This is a genomic window from Allobosea sp. 2RAB26, assembly GCF_052115465.1.
Lineage (GTDB): Bacteria > Pseudomonadota > Alphaproteobacteria > Rhizobiales > Beijerinckiaceae > Allobosea.
Map to the genome: position 1 here is coordinate 1 of NZ_JBFRGS010000033.1, position 19,773 is coordinate 19,773.

Genomic DNA, 19,773 nt, shown 5'->3' on the forward strand with positions numbered 1-19,773 from the left:
GACGCCGACCGTGGCCGCGGCGGTGCCGCTCAGGCCGGCGATCGCCGCGGCCGCGCCGGCCAGGCTCGCGCCCCCGGTGAACGGGGCGGCCATGACGCAGCCGACTGCGAGCGTCAGCGAGGCGGCGGCGCCGATGCCGCCGATCGTGGCGCCGATGGCTGCCAGGTTGATGCCGCCATTGATGTCCTCGAGCAATTCGTCGCTCATCGGGCCGCGGCCGGACGAGGCCTCGAGCAGCGCGCCGGCCTTGGCGTAGACCTGCTCGGCTTCCTCGGCGGAAAGCGCATGGCCGTGCTCGGCGGCGAAGGAGCGCAGGCTCTCGGGACCGGTCACGGTCAAGGCGAACTGCTTCAGCTTGGCCTCGTCCTGCAGCGCGGCGGCCATGTAGCTTCCGAAGGACGGATGTTCCTGTGAGGTGCTCATCTTTGTTTCCTGTATCGGCTGGATCGGGGGAGAGGTGGCGCTTCGCCTCAGCCCGTGATCTTGTCGTGGATCAGTTGGGAGGCTCCGCCCGCCAGCGCGCCGGTGACAGCTCCGGAAAAAGCCGTTCCAGCTCCGCCCACGACGGCCGTGCCGACGAGCGCCACGGTGCCGGCGACCGTTCCCAGCGCGATGCTGACGGGCGCGGTGGCGACGGCGATGGCGACACCGGCGACAGCGCCGGCAATCCCGCAGATCGTGCCGCCGACCGCCGCCCAGCTCACGCCGCCATTCACGGTGCCCAGCACAGCGTCATCCAGACGAACCTCGCCGCCGGCTGCCGCAGTCTGGGTCACGACGAAATCCTGTGCGGCTTCGAACACCGTCCGCGCTTCGCTCTCGCTGATATCCACGCCCCGCGCCGCGGCATAGCCGACCAGCGCTTGCGGGGTGTCGACCTCGCTGTTGAACCGGGCCGATTCGGCCGCGTCGCCATGGGTGCTGATGATCATGTTCTGGAAGGACTTCAGCCGAATCTCGTCGGTGAATCCGTAATTGTGGCTATGCATGTGAATCTCCCGCGTCACTCTGATGGAATGATATTCGGTTGTCGGAGCGGGTTTGTGGAGTAAATTACTTTAACAAATGTTAATTCATCTCGCATCGCGATGAATTTATACGCCGATATACGGATTACCGATATTTATATATTTAATTGAACTTAGAAATAGACTTCGGCTACTTGCCGGAATCGACGCCTTGCACCGCATGGGTGGCAGGGCAGGGTGCCGAACAGCCCGAAAGAAGCAGGGCAAAAGGAAGCGCAACGCGCATGCCGTTGCGCGAGGCTCCGTCCCACTTTCGAACTGGCGCGGTCGGACGGCGCTGCCGCACCAGCTCCGGGCGCTTCCATGTACAGCTGACGTTGGTACGGACGTCGACCGCAAGCAATACCTGAAATTGTAACGCTTTTTCCGGGATGTAACGCGATGTAACGACTTGCTCTGCCCGGACGTTGTTTTTTGAAGGCAAGCAAAAGCTGTGTCTATTTTGGTACGCCCATGGAGCGGAACTCGCGCGGCGGATCGGCTTTCGACGCCACAGCCACGGGCTTATCCGGGAAAGCCCCGGTCAGGGCGCTGTTGGCAGCGCGACCCGCACCGTCGTGCCTTCGCCTTCGCTGCTCTCGATCGAAACCCGGCCGTCATGGGCGGTGACGATCTTCTTCACGAGAAAGAGGCCGAGGCCGGATCCCTCGACGGCCTCCGAATACCGCCCGCGCGCGCCGAGGACGAAGGCCCCGGGAAGCTCGGAGGCCGGGATGCCGCAGCCGCGATCCGTGACGGTGATAGTGATCTCTTCTCCCGCCAGGCCCAAGGCGAGCGCGATCGGCTCGCTGCCTTTCAGCGCGGTGAATTTGACGGCATTTTCCAGCAGATTGATGATGACGAGCTCCATCATGCCCTCATCGGCCACGATCGTCGCCTGCGCAGCCCGAGGCTCGATCAGCAGTTTGATCGTCGGGCCGCTGAGAAGATCGCAGGCGCGCTGGTGGGCGGCGACGACGAGGGCGCCGGCATTGACGTGGGCAATCCGGGGGCGGAAGGACGGACCCTGCACCCGGCTGCGGGCGAGATTGATCTCCAGCATTTCGACGAGCCGCGCGATCGCTCTGCGGATGCGCTCGATCCGGCCCTGGTTGGCGCCGTCATCGGGCGGCAAGGCCAGCCCGATGCTGTCGATGCTCGAGCGAATGGCGGCGAGCGGCGTCCGGTACTGATGTGACACGACTTCGAGAAAGCGGACCTGCTGGAGCTGGGACTGCTTTTCGAGACGCAGAGCGTCTTCGGCGATGCGCCTGGCATCGACGAGCTCACGCGTTCTCTCCTCGACCAACCCCGCCGCAATGTTCTCGGCAAGCTGCGCATGCCGCAGCGCCTCGTCCTTCATCCGGAGGGTCAGCGCTTCGGCGTCCCGCAGCCGAACCGCGAGGGCGCCCGTCAGCAGGACCGTGAGAAACAGGCCGGCAATGCCATAACTGTGGATGGCCCAATGCGGCAGCCAGGCGACCCCAAGACGCTGCGCCATCGTCAGGAAGGCGCCGACGCACAACGCCGAGAACGCCGCGCCCCTGAGACGGCTCGCGGCCCCTTCGTCGCTCCACTGCCTCAGGCCCTGCACCATGTTCACGCAGGCCATGACGATCCCCAGCACCGTTCCGATCGGGCCGAAGATCATGTTCAGGCCGGCGAAGGCGAAGCCTACGCCCACGAGCCCGGCGGCTGCGCTTCCCTGATAGAGGCGGTGCAACAGCGGAGCCCGGTTGCGCAGGTCAAGAATGCGCATATAGGCGATTGCGCTGGCGGTCAGGCCCGCCCAGGCATTGAAGCCGAGAAAGGCATCGTTGGCGGCACCATTCTCGGGAAAGAGATAGACCCTGCTATAGCCGAGATTGCCCATGTAAATCAGCATGATGCCAAGCGTGCTGGCCGCCAGAAGCGGGTATTGCGCCTTCCTGTCGAAATAGAAGAAGACGAGCTGGGTCACCAACAGCACGCCCATCCCACCCAGCCAGGCACCGTAAAGACTCGCATCCAGGGCGGCCCCGGCGGCGTAGCCTTCGGCTGATGCCAGGCGCAGATGCAGATAGGTCGCCGAATTGCCGTTCCGGACGCGGATGAACACCCGCGTCGTCGCACCTTCGGCCAGATCGAGCCGAATGGCATAGTCGAGCGCCGAAAGGCCGTCCCGCGGCAGGGGACGGCGATCCCCCATCTCGTGCCGGGTAAACCGCTCGACCGAAAGGGGGGCATCCGGCGCGGCGGTGTAGACATCGACGTAATCGAGGAAGTTCGGCGCCAGGGAAAGGATGGCCTGTTTGGTCACCCGGCCGGGCAGTTCCATCCGAATCCAGACGGGGGTCCGGGTGAAGCCGAAGTTGACATGCGCCCCCTGGATAGGCCGAAACTCAGCCTGCTTGGCCGAATCGAGGATCTCTGCCAGCGACAGTGACGAAGCGGGATCGGACAGGACGGAAATCGTGCCGTTCAGCGAGGGCAAGGGCGCAGGCCGGGGCGGAGATTCCGGCAGGGCCAGATATGCGATGCCGAATGCGAGCATCGCCGCCAGCACGGCGAGCCACAGGCGGGGACGGCGGTGCCGCGGCGGCAGGGCTGCGACCGAGGCCATGCCGGAACGCGTCGCCGCGCCATCATCAGTCGCGGGCAGGATTGTCGGGGCCGGCGTCAACGGAATCTCGTCGCGATGGGGTGGATGCACATGATGATGGCGGACGCGGTGGCCGGCCCGAAAGGTGCTGCACAGGAGATCTCGCGAGATTTCAAAATCATTCTCGTGGAGGACGACCACGATCTCCGTCAGAGCCTCGCCGACTATCTACGGCTGCGAAACATGCATGTCACGGAGGCGCCGTCCGGCATCGCATTCTACAAGGCGTTGCTGCAGGAGCGCTATGACATCGCGGTCCTGGACGTCAACCTGCCGGACGTCAGCGGATTCGAGTTGGCCAGGGACATGGCCGCACGGCGGGAGATGGGGATCATTCTGTTGACGGCGCGCACCGGTCGCGACGATCGCGTGCGCGGCTATGCCGAAGGAGCCGATCTCTATCTCACCAAGCCGGTCGACACCGAGGAACTGGCCTTGGCCATTCTCAATCTCGGTCGACGCATGCGCCGCGGGCCGGTCGAAGCCGAAAGCGGTCGATGGGCGGGTGCCATCGAGGCGCCCGAAGGCGCAGCCTGGCGGCTCAATCGGCACACTCAAACGCTGCGCTCGCCGGACACCAGATCGGTGAAGCTTTCGGTTCGGGAGGTGATCCTGCTCGAGCACCTGGCGGCGCGACCGGACGAAACGGTTTCGCGGGATCTGATCATGGGCCTGTTCGGCCACGCCCGGATCGATCCCGAAAGCCGGCGTTTCGACGCGTTCCTGGCGCGCCTGCGTTCTTGAAAGCGGCAGGAATGGAATCTCCCCTGCAAGTGGTTCACAGCGCCGGCGTAAGGCTGGTCAAGCAGATCGACGTTGTCTGACGTCGTTCGATCACCCTTCGTCATCCACGCGATGGCATCGCGATCGCCAAGCTCGCGCGGGGGGGGGCGACGGTTCGAAGGGGCCGCGTTTCCGCACTGGCACTACCGTGCAGCGTTGGGGCCCGCGAGTTCGTTTGCCACTGAATCGAGTTCGCTGATGCCACCCTCGGCATCATAGAGGATCGCGCAGCTTACATTTGGCATCTCGCTGGCAAGATCAAGCGTAACGCGATATTTGGGGAACGATAATTTTAACCCGCCGATGATCCCGCGCTGGAAATCCTGAGTATTATTCTTGGTTTCCATTTCAATAAAAATAGAGTCCACCTCTTTCGAGAGCGTGTCGGGATCCAAATACAGCTTTGATTTATGAAGATAATTGGCAACGGCCACCGAGAAACACGCTGTGCCAAGGTAGGAAAGCGGTGTGATCTGATAGCGGTCGGCCCTGTTCATTTTGGCGGGATCGGTTTCCTTCAGGATAAAATTCGCCGAGAGCGACCCATCGGGCCCATGGATGATCGCGAGATTGAAAGGGGCTTCGATCGAGCCGAACGCGTAGCATCCACTTTCCAGGCACGAATATTCGGCCGTCGGATCGGTCGGGAAGAACTGCGAGATGCCGTTCGCCGCGTACTCATCAGGATGGAGCTTCCATTCGGGCCGGAACGCGGTGGCCCGCAGGATGGCAATCAGGCTCTTCATCTGGCCGGCCAGAGACGGTTCCTGCCCCCGGGATGCGGCCGGACATGAGATGGCGGCCACGAAAGCGACGGCAAGGCCGATCAAGGACCTTGAGACACTGCGCGACATTGTTGCCCTCGCGGCCTGCTTCGTCATGGATCGAACTGTAGCGACAAGGGCACTCGCTTGCGACCCGGGATGCGTGATCGCCATAAGCGCGGTAGTCTTTGGTCGCCCTCCTGTTTCGTCGCCTCACGCGGCGGTGCGCCGCTCAGCATCGTCGCAAATCAAGTCAAAGCCCCAACAAGCGCTGCCCTGCCGTCAGGGACCGGATTTCCAGCGAGGTATTCGATGACGCTGCGACGCATCATGATTGCCGCATCCTCAGTCCTCCTGACAGCCTGCAATTCGGTTGGCTACCCGACCAGCTACTCGACCGGCCCCTGGGGGCCACGCAGCGTCTATGGCCCGGCACCTGTTTACCCCGCGCCTTGGGATGCGCCGCCCTATGACGGTGTCGACACGGAACCCTATTTCGATAACGGCGGCATGGATTCCTTCCAGACCGATGTCGCACCTCCCGCCGGACGCGTCGTGGTTGGACCACCACCAGACCCTGTTGCCTCGGGGCCTGATTATGCGCCGGACCCTTATGAGGACGGCGAGCTTCCCCGGGAGGGAGAGGTGATCGAAGAGCGACCGCAGCCTGCGCGAAGACTTCCGACAAACCAGCCCTCTGCCTCGCAGGCGATTCCACCTGCATCCAGCCCATCAGCCTACGCCGGGGCCTGGCGAGTTGTGGATGCCAGCGGAAAGGCCTGCAGAATTCAACTCTCCACCACGTCCTCGATCGACCTCTACAAGGCCTCCGTGAGTGGTTGTGCGGGATCTCCGCTTGAGACCGTCAACCTCTGGAGTTTCTCAGGAGGCAATGTCACGCTGTACTCGCGCGAGCGGGTCGTTGCCCGCCTTTCTGGTCAGGAGGCGAGCCTTTCAGGCTCGGTTGAAGCGGGTGGTGGCTCGCTTCGCATGACGCGGTGAAGAGGCGAACGCTTTTCCATCGCGCCGCCGGAACTCTTTGCCCGATGGAGCGTTTGGTTGCCGCCCAGGCTGGTACGCCCGTGCAGTTCGTCCGCGTCGGAATCGATCTGCTCGTGCGCGCCCGACCGTACGGGCGTCTTCTTGGAGCGATCGAGACCTGCCGATGTCGACTGTTAATGTCCGCTTCCCCGGTGTGCTCAATTCGAAGGAGATGCTGGTTGCCGAGTCGATCCAGGCGCGTGCCTGGGATGCCGTCAGCCGCGACAACCGCCTCATCGGCGACGAGGCAGATGCTGCGAAAGCGAAACTCGGTGGCATCATCGTTCGCCTGATGAGCGATGGCTCCAAATCCATCAACACCCTTGCCGCTGAGGCGGTTCAGACCTTCCGGGAAAGCGCCGCCGGCGGATGACGCACCGGCGCAACGGGGGCAGCGATGGGCCAGCGTCGGCGTCCGGCGCGTTGCGACTGCCGGGATGGTGACGCCGCAAGGCCGGCATCCGTCGCTGGACGATGGTGCAACCTGCGTTCTTGGCGCTTTGCAAACAGGCATCGTGACGTAAAAGTCAGGAATTACGCTCGGAATCAACGCCGGCGCCCAGAAGCAGACGTCGGAAAAGAGCCGGGTCATGGATGTGCAGAAGCCTGCGGCAGGCACTGGGCCGTTTGCGCCTCTCAACAACCTGACATTCCGGGCCATCTGGCTCGCCGGGCTGATCTCGGGGATGGGATGGCTCATCCAGACCATCGCGATGAGCTGGCTGATGGCAACCATCACGCCGTCCAGCGTCATGGTTGCCTTGGTTCAGGCGGCGACGAACCTGCCCGCTTTCATTCTGTCGATCTTCGCCGGAGCCATCGTCGACAATTTCAATCGGCGCAAGGTGATGCTGGCGGCGCGGTCCTTGATGGCCGTGACCGCCGCTGCGCTGACGATCCTCGTCGCTTTTGGCATGATCAACCCCTGGATCATCCTGTTCTTCAGCTTCCTCGCGGGCTGCGGCATCGCCTTCAACGACCCGGCCTGGCAAGCGTCGGTGGGCGATATCGTCGATCGAAAGGATCTCGCAGCGGCCGTTACGCTGACCTCCGTCGGGTTCAACACGGTGCGCAGCGTGGGGCCGGCTCTCGGGGGCATCATTCTCGCGTCCTTCGGCCCCTTGACGGCATTTTGCCTGTACACCCTTGGCCATCTCGCGCCGCTGATCGTGGTCTGGCGCTCCCGGTGGAAAGTTCCAACCTCGAGACTGCCACCTGAAGCGATGCTGACGGCGATCTCCGACGGCATTCGCTTCACGTCGCTGTCTTCGGAGATCAAGACGGCGCTCGCCCGCGGCTTTCTGTTCGGGCTCGCCGGCATCGCCATTCTCGCACTCCTGCCGTTGGTGGTTCGTGACCAGCTTAAGCAGGGAGCCGTTGCCTATGGCACCCTGATGGCCGGCTTCGGCGCAGGAGCGCTGCTGGCGGGCCTGACCTCGACAGCGCTCAGGCGAAAATTGTCGGACGAACAGCTGCTGAAGCTGGCTTGCGTCGCGTGCGCGACATGCACGATCAGTCTTTCGCTGACGAAGACCCCGGCTGTCGCGGCGGTTGCCCTCATGCTCGGCGGCGCCGGATGGGTTCTGGGGTGGTCGGGCCTGAGCATCAGCGTGCAATGGGCGAGCCCCCGTTGGGTCGTCGGCCGGACGATTTCGCTCTATTACGCGCTCACCTCACTCGGGCTCGCCGCCGGGAGCTGGCTTTGGGGGATGGTCACCGAGAGCTATTCCTTGAGTTTTGCCTTGCAGGCGTCGAGCGCAGCCTCGCTTGGCGTCGCCGGTCTCGGGCTGCTCCTGCCCATCCACCAGCGCAAGGATTCTGATGTTTCGACGCACGAGACCTTCGAGGCGCCCGCCATCAAGCTCGATCTGAAGCCGCGAAGCGGTCCGATTGCCGTCAGGATCGAGTATCGGATCGCCGCCGATCAGATTGAGAACTTTCTCGCCCTGATGCTGCAGCGCCGGCGCGCCCAAGGGCGCAACGGCGCCCGGAGATGGATTTTGACGCGCAATCTGCGCGATACCGCCGTGTGGACCGAGTCGTTCCACACGCCCACCTGGCACGATTATCTGCGTTTCAATTACCGCCAGACCGCAGCCGACAGAGCCCTGAATGCCAGCCTCGTTGATCTGCATATGGGGCATGAGGCACCGGACGTGACCCTCTCGATCGAACGGCCCACCGCCACGCCGCGCAAGGCCGATGTCTTCCGGTCCGACACCCCCCACACCTGAACGTCGCCATTCCTTGAAACCCGCCGATCGCTCGGCCAGGCACCGGGATCGGGCTCCGGCCAGTCGCGAGGGCCACGTGGCCGCCTGCATAGAGGCGGCCAGACCTGGCGCAGGGCGGCTTCAGCTCACATTGAGCCGGGCCTCTGCATCTCGAATGGTCCCATCGGCCACCGGAAGCAGTCGCGCATGATTTCGTCGACCTGGTCTTCCGAGGCGACGCCTTCCTCGACCACGCGCCGCGCCTCGATGCGGACGGCGCGGTTGATCCGGTTGGCGACATAGCCCCAGCTATCGGGCTGGTCCTTGACCACGATCGGGTTCTTGCCGCAGCGACGTGCCAGGGCGCTGACATAGTCGATCGCGTCCTGCGCCGTCCGCGGATGCGCAACGAGCTCGGCGAGCCGGATCACCGCCACCGGTTGGGCCCAGTGCCAGCCGAGCACGCGCTCGGGCCGGCCGGTCGCCCAGGCCAGGGCCGTGATCGGCAGTCCCGCCGCGTTCGAAGTCAGGATGGCGGCGGGCGGGGCGGCCTGGTCGAGGCGGCGGAAGACGTCGCATTTCAGCGTCAGGTCTTCCGGCACGGCCTCTATGGCGAGATCGATCCCGGCGCAGGCTTCCTCCAGCGACACCGTCGTGGTGATGCGTGCGAGCGCGTCATTCGCCGCCTGGGCCGTGACCTTGCCGCGCTCGACACCGCGGCGCAGGCCGAAGCGACCGTTCTCGATCGTGTCGAGCGAGGCCTGCAGGCGCTGCTCTGCGATGTCGTTCAGGCGCACGCGACAGCCGGCGAGCGCGAGCGATTGGGCGATGCCGGTGCCCATGATGCCGGCCCCGATCACGGCGACGAGAGGGGATAGTGCGGGTTCGTTCACAGCAATTGCTCCTTCAGGAAGATGTTGATGTCGCGCGGCGGCAGCAGCCGTCCGCGCAGCGCCGCGTCGAGGGTCTCCGGCGACCAGCGGCGCGGCGCGCGCACGCGTTGCGTAACCGCCGCGATGTCCATCAGCAGGACCTCCCGCCCAATGAGGTGGAAGACCTGCGCGTTGGCCGGGCAGGCGGCTTCCGCCAGCCAGGCGATGAGGGGAGAGACATTGTCGGGCGCCATCACGTCGAAGCTGCCATCGACGGGCGCATCCTCGATCGTGGCTTCGCTGATGCGCGTGCGCGCCGAAGGCGAGACGACGTTGGAGCGGACGCCGTAGCGGGCGCCCTCCAGCGCAATCGTGGAGGACAGGGCGACGACGGCAAGCTTGGCGCTGGCATAGTTCGCCTGCCCGACATTGCCGGCGAAGGCGGAGGCGGAGCTGGTATGGACGACGCTGGCGGAGACCGCTTCGCCGCGCTTGTGGCGCTCGCGCCAATAGGAGAGGGCATGGCGCGCCGGCGCGGCGTGGCCCTTGAGATGAACGCGGATGACGGCGTCCCACTCGGCCTCCGACATGTTGGCGAGCGTGCGGTCGCGCAGGATTCCGGCATTGTTCACGAGCACGTCGAGGCGGCCGAAGCTCGACACGGCGAAGGCGACCAGTGCCGCCGCCTCGTCCCAGTCGGCAACGTCATGTCCGCTGGCGACGGCCTGCCCACCGAGCCCGCGGATGGTTGCGACGACATCCTCGGCAGGGCGAGTGTCGCGGCCTGCACCGTCGAGCGCAGCCCCACGATCATTGACGATCACCGCGGCGCCCTGCGCGGCCAGCGCCAGCGCATGCGCCCGCCCCAGTCCGCGCCCGGCCCCGGTGACGATGGCGACGCGGTCGCGCAGCCTCATGGGGCGACCCTCTCGAAGGCGGGGAAGGGCGGCGCGTCCTCGCGCTCGCGCCAGACCAGACTGACCCGGTCACCGATGCTGCAGTCGGGGCCATCGATGCCCGCGAGCAGGCGCGGCCCGGCATCGAGCGTCACCAGCGCGACCTGATAGGGCGGCGGCAGGAGATCGGAGACGGGAATCCGCACCGTGGTGATCGAATAGACTTCTCCCGCGCCAGCGACATCGACCCAGTCGAGCTCGCGGCCCTCGCAGGACAGGCAGAACGGCCGCGGGTAGAATTGATGCTGGCTGCAGCCGCGGCAGCGCTGGACCGCGAGGCGCCTCTCGCTGGCTGCCTCCCAGAACGGCCAGAGAAAGGGGTCCTCGACCTTGAAGGCGTGATCAGTCATTGGCCAGAACCACCGTGCTCGCAGTTGACAGGAAGCCGCCGGTGCCGTGCGCCACGCCGATGCGCGCGCCGGGCACCTGGCGTTCGCCGGCCTCGCCTCGCAGCTGGCGCACCGCCTCGATCAGCAGCATCAGGCCGAGCGCACCGGGATGATTATAGGAGAGCCCGCCGCCCGAGGTCATCGAGGGCAGGGAGCCGCCGGGGCGCAATGCGCCCGATTGTGCGAAGGCGCCGCCTTCTCCGAGCTTGCAGAAGCCGAGGTCCTCGAGCGCGATCAGCACGCTGATCGTGAAGGAATCATAGGGCTGGAAGACGTCGACATCGGCCGGCCGGATGCCAGCCATGGCGAAGGCCTCCGGCCCGCAGCGCCGCCCCGGCATGCCCTCCCGGTCGAGATCCGGCATCTGGGAGACCAGCCAGTGGTTCTGGCTCTGCGCTGCGCCGATGACCCGCACGGCCTTCTTGGCGGCGTCGCGGGCACGCTCTGCGGTGGTCACCACGATCGCCCCGCCGCCATCCGTGACGAGGCAGCAGTCGAGACGGGTCAGCGGATCGCAGATCGGCGCCGAGGACAGAACCTGGTCGATGCTCAGCGGCTTGCGGCTCCAGGCCTTGGGGTTGCGCATCGCCCACATCCGGGAGGCGACGGCGACTTCCGCCATCTGCTCGCGCGTGGTGCCGAACAGGTGCATGTGCCTTGCCGCATAGAGCGCGTAGCGCCCGATCGGCGCCGGCAGCCCGGTCGGAACCTCGAGCTGCTGCAGCATCGGCACGCCCATGCCGCCGGCAGGCGGCTCGCGATGGCGGGCGCGCCGACTGCGCTGGCGCGAGGCATAGGTGATCAGGGCCACCTCGCAGAACCCGGCATTGATGGCCGCGATCGCCTTGTGGACATGGGCTTCGAAGGCCGCGCCGCCGAAATCGGTGGAATCGGCGTAGCGCGGCTGGATGCCGAGATATTCCCCGACCTGGACCGAGCCTTCCTCGCCCATATAGTTGACGAAGAGGCCGTCGACGTCGCGGATCGACATTCCGGCTTCCGCCAGGGCCTCGGCCGCGGCCAGCGCGATCATCGAGAGTTCGTTATGGTCGTGGACCTCGCCCAACGGCGTTTCCGCTGCGCCGGCGATGTAGACGGGACGCATCGTCACTGGCTCAATCCTTCGGGGGTACGGGCCGCGATCAGGGCGCTGCGGCGGATCTTGCCGGACTGGTCGCGCGGCAGGGCGGAGGTGAACTCGATCGTCTTGGGGATCTTCGCCGCGGAGAGGCGCTCGCGCATCCAGGCGTAGAGTTCGTCGAGCGCGATCGTGCCGGAAGGGTCGACCGGTTCCACGATCGCGTGGACACGCCGGCCCCAGTCCGCATCGGGAAGGCCGACCACGGCGGCGTCGCCGACCGCGGCATGCTCGGTCAGCACGGCCTCGACCTCGGCGGGATAGACATTGACGCCGCCACTGATGATCAGGTCGGTGCGCCGGTCGGCGATGTAGAGGAAGCCCTCGGCATCGACATGGCCCATGTCGCCGACGCTGGTATAGCCGTTCGGTGTCGTCTTGGCCGGCGGCGAGCCGATATAGGCATAGGTCGGCCGAGGATAATGGGTCGGGCGGAAGAAGATCTCGCCGATCTCGCCGGTCGGGACCTCGTTGAATTCGGCGTCCAGGATCTTGAGGTCGCCATCGCCGGCCCGCCCGACGCTGCCGCGATGGCTAAGCCATTCCGGCCCGGAAATATGCGCGTAACCGACGGCTTCGCTGCTGCCATAGGATTCCTGCAGCTTTTCGGCGCCGATCAGGTCGACCCAGGCCTGCTTGAGCCAGACCGGGCAGATGGCCGCGGTGATGAAGATCGAGCCGATGCTGGAGAGATCGCGCGACTGGATCTCCGGCAGCCGGATGATGCGCTGCATCATCGTCGGCGCGAAGAACATGAAGCTGCAGCGATGGTGCTCGATCAGATCGACCACGCGCGCGGCATCGAAGCGCTCCATCAGGATCAGCCGATGGCCTTCGAACAGGCCGAAATGGGCCCAGGTGAAGGGTGCGTTGTGGTAGAGCGGCCCGCAGACCAGCTGGATCTGCCCGGAGCGGAAGCCGATATGGCTGATGTCGCCGATCTCGCCGGGCACGCGGACCCAGGGATGGGGATAGACGATGATTTTTGGGCGGCCGGTCGACCCGCCCGAGGCGGTCGCCTTGCCGGGATGAGCGACCCGGTCCGGCACCGGCTCCGCGTCGCGGCTGTCGTCCAGGCTGACGGCGCGGATCTCGGCATGGCTCATGTCGGCTCCCGCGCGGTCGGCGATCACGAACCTTGCGTCGAGAAGCTTCAGCGTCTCGGCGAATTCGCGCTCGGGCGCACGAGCGCTCTGGGCGACGGTGCAGGCGCCGCAGCGCCAGGCGGCAATCGCGATGGCGATGTGCTCGATGCTGTTGGGGATGCCGGTCACGACCATGGTGTCCGGGCCGACCCCGCGCTGCGCCAGCACGCGGGCGAGGCGCGTGGCGCGCAGATGCAGGTCGCGCCGGGTCACGTCCGTCTCCAGCCCGTCACGATCGACGAAGGTGATCGCCACGATGTCCGGCGCCTCGGCTGCAAGCTGTGCGAGGCGGGCGGGAAAGCTGATTTCGGCAGACATGATCGGTATCCTCGGGAAGCCTGGAGACGCGGACGCGCAACGATTTTCAGCCCGGGCCGAAAGGGCCGGGGGCGGAGGCGGGGGGCTCGCGCATGTGTCGCAGACGGGGCACGGCCTCGAGGAGGCTGCGCGAATAGGGGTGCGACGGTGCGGCGAAGAATCTGTCGGCATGGCCCTGTTCGACGAGCTTGCCGCGATACATCACGGCGACCTCGTCGCTCATGGCCCTGACGGCCGCCATGTTGTGCGAGATGAACAGATAGGACAGGCGCAGTTCCGTCTGCAGATCGCGCAGCAGATTGAGCACGAGCGCCTGGACCGAGACGTCGAGCGCGGAGGTGACCTCGTCGAGCACGATGATCGATGGGCGCACCGCGAGCGCACGGGCGATCGCGACGCGCTGGCGCTGGCCGCCGGACAATTCATGCGGCAGGCGCGAGGCGACGGTGCGGGAGAGGCCAACCGTGTCGAGCAGGCGCCCCAGTGCATTCGGGTCGCGCTCGCCACGCAGCCGCATGCCCTGTTCGATCGCGCGGGCGACGGTCATGCGCGGATCGAGCGAGGCGGAGGGGTCCTGGAAGACGATCTGGACCTGACGGCGATAATTCTTCAGGCGGGCCCCCGCAGCGCGCGTCACGTCTTCGCCGTCCAGCATGATCCGGCCCCCAGTGAGGTCGTGGAGGCGCAGGAGCGCCCGCCCCAGCGTCGACTTGCCGGAGCCGGACTCGCCGACGAGCCCAAGCGTGCCGCCGGGCGGGATCGCGATGCTGACGCCGTCGAGCGCCAGCATCGCCCCGAAGCGCACGCGGATATCGGTCGCGGACAGGCCGGTCATGCTGCAGCCTCTGACTTGGTATCGGACTTGGTCTCGGACTTGGCGTCGGGCTCGCCATCAGGCGCGGCATGCAGCCAGCAGGCGACGATGCGGCCTGATCCGATCTCCGTCTGGGGCGGTTCCGAGCCGGCGCAGGCGCTGTGGCGGGCGGGGCAGCGCTCCTGGAAGGAGCAGCCGCGCGGAAAGGCGCCGATCACCGGCGGCTGGCCCGGGATTTCGACCAGGCGTTGTCCGCGCGGTGTGTCGAGATCGGGAATCGCGCCAATCAGGGCCCGCGTATAGGGGTGGGCGGGATCGCCGATGACCTGCTCGACCGGGCCGTTCTCGACGATCCGGCCGCCATACATCACCAGCACGCGGTCGCACACCTGCGAGATCACCGCCAGATCATGCGAGATCATCAGGATCGCGGTGCCGTCCCGGCCATTGGCCTCGCGCAGCAGTGCGAGGATCTGGGCCTGGACCGTGACGTCGAGCGCGGTCGTGGGTTCGTCCGCCACGATCAGGGACGGGCGCATCATCAGCCCCATGGCGATCATCGCCCGTTGCCGCATGCCGCCGGAGAATTCGTGCGGATACTGGTCGAGCCGCCGGCCGGGCTCGGTGATGCCGACGAGCGCGAGCTGTTCCAGCGCGAGCGCGCTGGCCTCCTCTTCAGACAGGCCGCGATGATGGCGCACGGCTTCCGTCATCTGCTCACGAATGCGCAAAGCCGGATTCAGCGAGGTGCTCGGATCCTGGAAGACGACGGCGAGCCCGGTGCCGAGCAGACGCTCGCGCAGAGCCCCGCTCATCGCCGTCAGATCCTCGCCGGTGAAGAGCATCCGGTCGGAGGAGACCCGGGCCGGATAGCCGGTGAGCCCGGCCAGCGCCATGGCGGTCAGCGTCTTGCCGCTGCCGGATTCCCCGACGAGCCCGACAGTCTCGCCACGCCCGATGCTCAAGCCTACATTGCGAACCGCCGCGATCGTCTGGGAACCCTCGGTCGGAAAGGCGACGCTCAGATTCTCGGCCAGCAGAACCGTATCCTCCCCGCCAGCGAGCCGCAGCGGTGCGATCGCGCCAGCCGCGCTGTCGATGCCGCTGCCGGACGCCAGGGAGCGGCTGCGCATGGGCTGGATCCAAAGCGCGATCGCCTCGCCGAGATAGCTGAAGATCAGGCCGGACAGGGCGATCGCCGCCGCCGGTCCGAGCGCGGCGGCAGGGTTCACGTAGATGGCTTCGGCGCCCTCGATCAGCATGCGGCCCCAGTCGAAGGCCGGCGGGTTGACGCCGAGGCCGAGGAAGCTCAGCGACGCGATCTCGACGATCGCCAGCCCAAGCGAGGTCGCGGTGCTGACGGCGAGCGTGTCGGCGATATTCGGCAGGACATGGCGCCAGAGGATCGCGATACGGCCGAGGCCGAGTGCTTTTGCGGCGGCGACATAGTCCCGCCCGACGATGGCCGAGGACATGGTGTAGCCGAGCCGCGCATAGGTCGGCACGCCGGCGAGGCCGACGCCGAGCACAGCGCCCTCGATGCTCGGGCCGACGATCGTGGTGATCACGATCGCAATCAGGATCGCAGGGAAGGACAGGGCGGTGTCGATGATCCGCGTGCCGATCGCCCGGGCGAGGCTGCCCGATAACGACAGCCACATGCCGATCGCGACGCCCAGCACGACGCGGATGGCCGTGGCCGCCAGCGCCAGGCCGAGCGAGAGCTGCGTTGCCGCGAGCGTGCGGGCAAAAACGTCGCGCCCGAGATCGTCGGTGCCGAACCAGTGTTCCGCGGAAGGCCCCGTTCCGGCGGCCGCGACATCCATCCGGCTGACGACGTCGGAGAACAGGGTGGGCGCGACGAGCGCGGTCCCGAGCAAGAGGATGGCCCCGATGCCGGCCAGCAGGGATGCGAGGTTGAGCCGTCCGGTCATGTGCGGACCGTGCTGCGTGGGTCGGCGATGGCGAGAAGCACGTCGACGATCATGTTGGTGACGAGCACGAGCAGGCCGAGCAGCACGACGATCGCCTGGACTACCGGGTAATCGGCGGTGACGACCGCCCGCACGATGGCGGTGCCCAGGCCCGGCCAGGCGAAGATGTTCTCGACGATAACGGCGCCGCCGATCAGGAAGGGAAAGACCAGGCCGGCAATGGTCAGCGCCGCCGTGACCACGTTGGGCGCGAGATGGCGCAGATAGATGCGCCAGGCGGGCAGCCGCTTGCTGCGGGCCGTGCGGATAAAATCGGCCCGCAGCGTCCGCCTTGCCTCGACCCGCACGACGCGGGCGAGATTCAGCGCCGGCCGCAGGCCGATCGCGAGTGCGGGCAGGATGACCGAGCCGGGGCCGGCGGCACCCGAGATCGGAAGCCAGCCCAGCGAGACGGCGAAGACATAGCCGAGGAAGATGCCGGCCAGCAGTTCCGGGATCGCGCCCAGCGTACCGGTCACGATGGTGAAGCCATGGTCGAGCCAGGGCAGGCGGTCGTCGCGCGTTGCGATGGCGACCGCCAGCCCGAAGCTGAAGCCGACCACCACGACGAAGGCGAGCGCGAGCCCGGCAAGCGCGGCGGTATAGGGCAGGCGATCGCGGATGAGCTCGATCACGGGTTGGCGCGTGGCGAGCGAGACGCCGAAATCACCGCGCGCCACCCCCGCCACATAGTTCCAGAGTTGCACGGCGAAAGGCTGGTCCAGCCCGAGTTCGCTGCGCAGCTGGCTGAGATAGGCAGCGTCTGCGTCCGGCCCGGCGATGCGGCTGGCCGCGTCGCCGGGGATCATCTTCACCATCAGGAAGGTCAGGAGCACGAGGGCAAAGAGGATCGCGGCGATCTGCGCGGCCTTCCCGAGCAGGAACCTGGCGAACGGTAACCTGGCGAACAGGAACCTGGAGAGCGGTCGGCCGCGCGTCATCATGCTGCGCTCACTTGCCGACGCGGATCGAGCGGATATCCATCACAAACGGTCCGTCGATGGTGAAGCGGACGCCCTTGCGCGAGAAGAAGGTGTTCACGCCGCCAAACAGCGGCAGGATGTTCATGTTCTCGAGCAGCGAGAGCTGTGCCTCGCTCCAGCGGGCGCAGCGTTCGGGGCTGTCCGGGGAGGAGGCGAGCGCCGCAGCCTGCGCCGCCGCGAAGCGGGCATTCTCGATCGTGCCGTGGTTCGAGCCCTTGCCGCTCACGAAGGGGACGACGGTATTGGCGCTCGGCATCGGCGGGCCGAAGGGGAAGACGCCGATCTCCCAATCGGGCCCGCTCATCACCGAGGCGGTCTCCTGGAGCGTGATGTTGCGCAGCTCGACCTCGACGCCGATCGCGCGCAGCGCTTCAAGGATGTATTCGGGAGCCGAGCCCTGAAGCCCGGGCTGGCCGATCAGGCGCAGCCTGAGCTTCTTGCCATCCTTGGCGAAGATCCCGTCGGATCCCGGCGCATAGCCTGCCTGTTTCAGCAGGGCCTTTGCCGCCTCGGCATCCGGCTTCGGCAGGAGATCCGCCGTCCTGGGCTCGTAGCAGGCGACCAGGGGGCTGATATAGCTCGTGGCCGTCAGGCCGTTGCCGGCCGTGGCGGCGCGCGTCGCGAGATCGCGATTGATGGCGGTGGCGATGGCGCGGCGGACCAGCACGTCGGCCGTGGAATAGCCGTCGCGATGCTGGAACATCATGAACTGCATGCCGAAGGGTTTGGCATCGAGGAAATCAAGCGATTTCGCGGCCTTCAGCCGGTTGATATCGCGGCCCGTGACCAGGCTGACGTCGATCGTGCCGGATTGCAGCTCATTGGCCGCCGTCGTGTTGTTGTTGATCACGCGCACCTGGATCGTCGCGGGGCGCCCCGGGTCCTTTCCGGTCGCTCCGCTTGAATCCCAGGCATGGTCCGGCCGAAGCTTCAGCACATAGTGCGAACCGCGGACCGAGGCCGCCTTGTCGAGCGTGTAGGGCCCGGTGCCGCTCGGTGTCGAACCCAGCGCTTCGGTATCCTGCAGACCGGAGGGGCAGACGATCGAGGCCCAGGGCATCGCCAGCCCGATCAGCAGGTCGCTGAAGGGGGCGGTCATGGTCAGCGTCACCGTGCCGGCGGCGTCATCCCCGGTGGCGGAATAGCCGGCGATGCCGACGGTGCGATAGGCCATCGGCGCATTGGTTTCCTTGGCGCCGAGGCGGGTCAGCGCGGCGGCGGCCGCGGTCGCGGTCAGCGGGGTGCCATCGGAACAGGTGACGCCCTTGCGCAGCTTGAAGACGGTGCGGCTCGCGTCGCCGCTCCACGATTCGGCGAGCGCCGGCACGGGCGCACCCTTGTCGTCGAGCGCGACAAGGCGGTCATAAAGCACGTTGACGAGTTGATAGCCGTCCGACGTCACGGTCTTGACCGGGTCCAGGCTGTCATAGTCGGCCCCGATGCGGATCGTCGCCTTGTCCGCGGCAAAGCTGGCCGGTGCGACGCAGATGGAAGCGAGAATGCCGGCGACGACCGCGGCTGGCCCCGCGAAATGCCTCAATGACGAACTCATGCGCCTTCCCCTCTTGTTATATTGATATCTAAGATATTAGTTAGGGCCGAAGCGGGGTGTCAAGACGGAGGCCCGGTTCGTGATATGCGTGCATCGCTCGGGCAGCATCGGCCCGCGGAAAGGGATGGTCATGTTCAAGCCGGTGGCGGCGACAAGCTTTCAGGATCTGGTCTATGACCAGCTGAGCGATGCGCTGATGACGGGGGCCTTCTGGCCGGGCGAAACGCTGAATATCAACGATCTCGCAACCCAGTTCGGGACCAGCATCATGCCGGTGCGCGATGCCGTGCGCCGCCTGGCCGCCGAACGCGCTCTTCTTGTCGAGCCGCAGAAGGGGGTCCGCGTCTGGCGCCCGACGAAGTCGGAATTCGCGGAGATCACCCATGTCCGCACGCTGCTCGAAGGGGATGTGACGGCCGCCGCGGTTGCGCATCTGACGGATAAGAACGTTCGGGACGTGGCACGCGCGATTGACGAGATGAACGAGCTCGGGGTCTTCCGCAGCGAGCGTTTCCTCGTGCTGAACAAGCAGATCTTCTTCACGCTCTACGAGGCTGCGCAGCGGCCGGCGACATTGCCGATCATCCAGAGCCTCTGGCGCCAGATCGGGCCGATCGTCCGTCTCTACTCGCTGTTCGAGGGGTTTCCGCCCACCGTGGAAACCTCGCTCGCCTTTGTCGAAGCGCTGCGCCGGCGCGATGGCGAGGCCGCGCGCGAGATCCGGATCAAGCAGATCCTGCGGCCATCCGAAATCCTGATGAGCCGTTTCGACGAAATTCTGGACTACCGCAACGACTCGCCGCGCCACCTGGCCCATGTGAAGCCGATCGCGAGCGCCTTGCCAGGCGAGGGGACGAAGCGGCCGGGACGGCCGCGGCGCGTGAGATAGCCGTCCGTTCAGGGGCGCGGGCAGCCTGAAGTTCTGGGCAGAGCAGGGGGCTTGTGCAGGCTCGATGTACGCTGAGCGTCCCTTTGCTTCTCAGGTTGGGGCAATGCAGCGGGCGTGCGATCGACGCCTTCGCCTCACTCTCGTCATGGCGAGAGGAGATAGGAAGCAGCCGGGCGCCATGTTGGTGCCAGAGATCGATTTGCCTGCGACCAGATACGCACGGAGTGGCGCCGCAGTTCGATCAGCGAATGCGGTGGACATTGGACCGGGTCTTGCGAGGCCCGATGGCTCGCTG

The 19,773-nt window shown here is 66.3% G+C and carries 18 protein-coding genes; 5 read left to right on the top strand and 13 right to left on the bottom strand.

Features of this window, described 5'->3' with window-relative positions; all coding sequences use genetic code 11:
* The 3 genes from AB4118_RS32335 to AB4118_RS32345 form a co-directional block, all read right to left on the bottom strand.
* On the bottom strand, positions 1-423 hold a 423-nt coding region (locus AB4118_RS32335; protein ID WP_441493597.1), incomplete at its 3' end, for a hypothetical protein.
* A 47-nt stretch (positions 424-470) separates the two neighbouring features.
* Positions 471-989 carry a hypothetical protein gene (locus AB4118_RS32340; protein WP_441493598.1) on the bottom strand — a complete coding sequence of 173 codons (519 nt, stop codon included), beginning with the start codon at positions 987-989 and terminating at the stop codon, positions 471-473.
* A gap of 562 nt (positions 990-1,551) precedes the next feature.
* On the bottom strand, positions 1,552-3,669 hold the full coding sequence (locus AB4118_RS32345; protein WP_441493599.1) for a sensor histidine kinase: 2,118 nt from the start codon (positions 3,667-3,669) through the stop codon (positions 1,552-1,554).
* A gap of 30 nt (positions 3,670-3,699) precedes the next feature.
* Here AB4118_RS32345 and AB4118_RS32350 point away from each other — a divergent pair, with 30 nt between their 5' ends.
* Positions 3,700-4,392: a response regulator transcription factor gene (locus AB4118_RS32350; protein ID WP_441493600.1), complete on the top strand. Its 693-nt coding sequence runs from the start codon at positions 3,700-3,702 to the stop codon at positions 4,390-4,392.
* Positions 4,393-4,574: 182 nt separating this feature from the next.
* Here AB4118_RS32350 and AB4118_RS32355 read toward each other — a convergent pair whose 3' ends face one another.
* Complete coding sequence (locus AB4118_RS32355) at positions 4,575-5,312, bottom strand: hypothetical protein (protein ID WP_441493601.1); 738 nt, start codon at positions 5,310-5,312, stop codon at positions 4,575-4,577.
* A gap of 195 nt (positions 5,313-5,507) precedes the next feature.
* Between AB4118_RS32355 and AB4118_RS32360 the strand changes: the two genes are divergently transcribed.
* From AB4118_RS32360 to AB4118_RS32370, 3 genes are all read left to right on the top strand, one after another.
* The gene (locus AB4118_RS32360; protein ID WP_441493602.1) at positions 5,508-6,197 is read left to right on the top strand and encodes a hypothetical protein; all 690 of its coding nucleotides are present in this window, start codon (positions 5,508-5,510) and stop codon (positions 6,195-6,197) included.
* Between the two features lie 163 nt (positions 6,198-6,360).
* Positions 6,361-6,609, top strand: a complete 249-nt coding sequence (locus tag AB4118_RS32365) for a hypothetical protein (protein ID WP_441493603.1) — start codon at positions 6,361-6,363, stop codon at positions 6,607-6,609.
* Between the two features lie 217 nt (positions 6,610-6,826).
* Positions 6,827-8,470 carry an MFS transporter gene (locus AB4118_RS32370; protein ID WP_441493604.1) on the top strand — a complete coding sequence of 548 codons (1,644 nt, stop codon included), beginning with the start codon at positions 6,827-6,829 and terminating at the stop codon, positions 8,468-8,470.
* 125 nt (positions 8,471-8,595) lie between these two features.
* On the opposite strand, the gene AB4118_RS32375 is transcribed toward AB4118_RS32370, so the two are convergent.
* The 9 genes from AB4118_RS32375 to AB4118_RS32415 are packed head-to-tail and all read right to left on the bottom strand — an operon-like array spanning position 8,596 to position 18,589.
* Positions 8,596-9,342, bottom strand: a complete 747-nt coding sequence (locus AB4118_RS32375; protein WP_441493605.1) for a 3-hydroxyacyl-CoA dehydrogenase family protein — start codon at positions 9,340-9,342, stop codon at positions 8,596-8,598.
* Positions 9,339-10,238, bottom strand: a complete 900-nt coding sequence (locus AB4118_RS32380; protein WP_441493606.1) for an SDR family NAD(P)-dependent oxidoreductase — start codon at positions 10,236-10,238, stop codon at positions 9,339-9,341. The genes AB4118_RS32375 and AB4118_RS32380 overlap by 4 nt, the downstream gene beginning before the upstream one ends.
* A complete protein-coding gene (locus AB4118_RS32385) occupies positions 10,235-10,627 on the bottom strand; it encodes a Zn-ribbon domain-containing OB-fold protein (protein ID WP_441493607.1) in 393 nt (130 codons plus the stop codon). The genes AB4118_RS32380 and AB4118_RS32385 overlap by 4 nt, the downstream gene beginning before the upstream one ends.
* A complete protein-coding gene (locus AB4118_RS32390; RefSeq protein ID WP_441493629.1) occupies positions 10,620-11,771 on the bottom strand; it encodes an acetyl-CoA acetyltransferase in 1,152 nt (383 codons plus the stop codon). Before AB4118_RS32390 ends, AB4118_RS32385 begins: the two co-directional genes overlap by 8 nt.
* Before the next feature lie 2 nt (positions 11,772-11,773).
* A complete protein-coding gene (locus AB4118_RS32395; RefSeq protein WP_441493608.1) occupies positions 11,774-13,267 on the bottom strand; it encodes an AMP-binding protein in 1,494 nt (497 codons plus the stop codon).
* 46 nt (positions 13,268-13,313) lie between these two features.
* Positions 13,314-14,102, bottom strand: a complete 789-nt coding sequence (locus AB4118_RS32400) for an ATP-binding cassette domain-containing protein (RefSeq protein WP_441493609.1) — start codon at positions 14,100-14,102, stop codon at positions 13,314-13,316.
* Positions 14,099-16,015 carry a dipeptide/oligopeptide/nickel ABC transporter permease/ATP-binding protein gene (locus tag AB4118_RS32405; RefSeq protein WP_441493610.1) on the bottom strand — a complete coding sequence of 639 codons (1,917 nt, stop codon included), beginning with the start codon at positions 16,013-16,015 and terminating at the stop codon, positions 14,099-14,101. Before AB4118_RS32405 ends, AB4118_RS32400 begins: the two co-directional genes overlap by 4 nt.
* Positions 16,012-16,998, bottom strand: a complete 987-nt coding sequence (locus AB4118_RS32410) for an ABC transporter permease (protein WP_441481296.1) — start codon at positions 16,996-16,998, stop codon at positions 16,012-16,014. Before AB4118_RS32410 ends, AB4118_RS32405 begins: the two co-directional genes overlap by 4 nt.
* Before the next feature lie 7 nt (positions 16,999-17,005).
* Positions 17,006-18,589 (bottom strand): ABC transporter substrate-binding protein, encoded by a 1,584-nt coding sequence (locus AB4118_RS32415; RefSeq protein ID WP_441493611.1) that lies wholly within the window; start codon positions 18,587-18,589, stop codon positions 17,006-17,008.
* A 130-nt stretch (positions 18,590-18,719) separates the two neighbouring features.
* On the opposite strand from AB4118_RS32415, the gene AB4118_RS32420 reads away from it, so the two are divergent.
* A complete protein-coding gene (locus tag AB4118_RS32420) occupies positions 18,720-19,478 on the top strand; it encodes a GntR family transcriptional regulator (protein WP_441493612.1) in 759 nt (252 codons plus the stop codon).
* Positions 19,479-19,773: the final 295 nt, after the last annotated feature.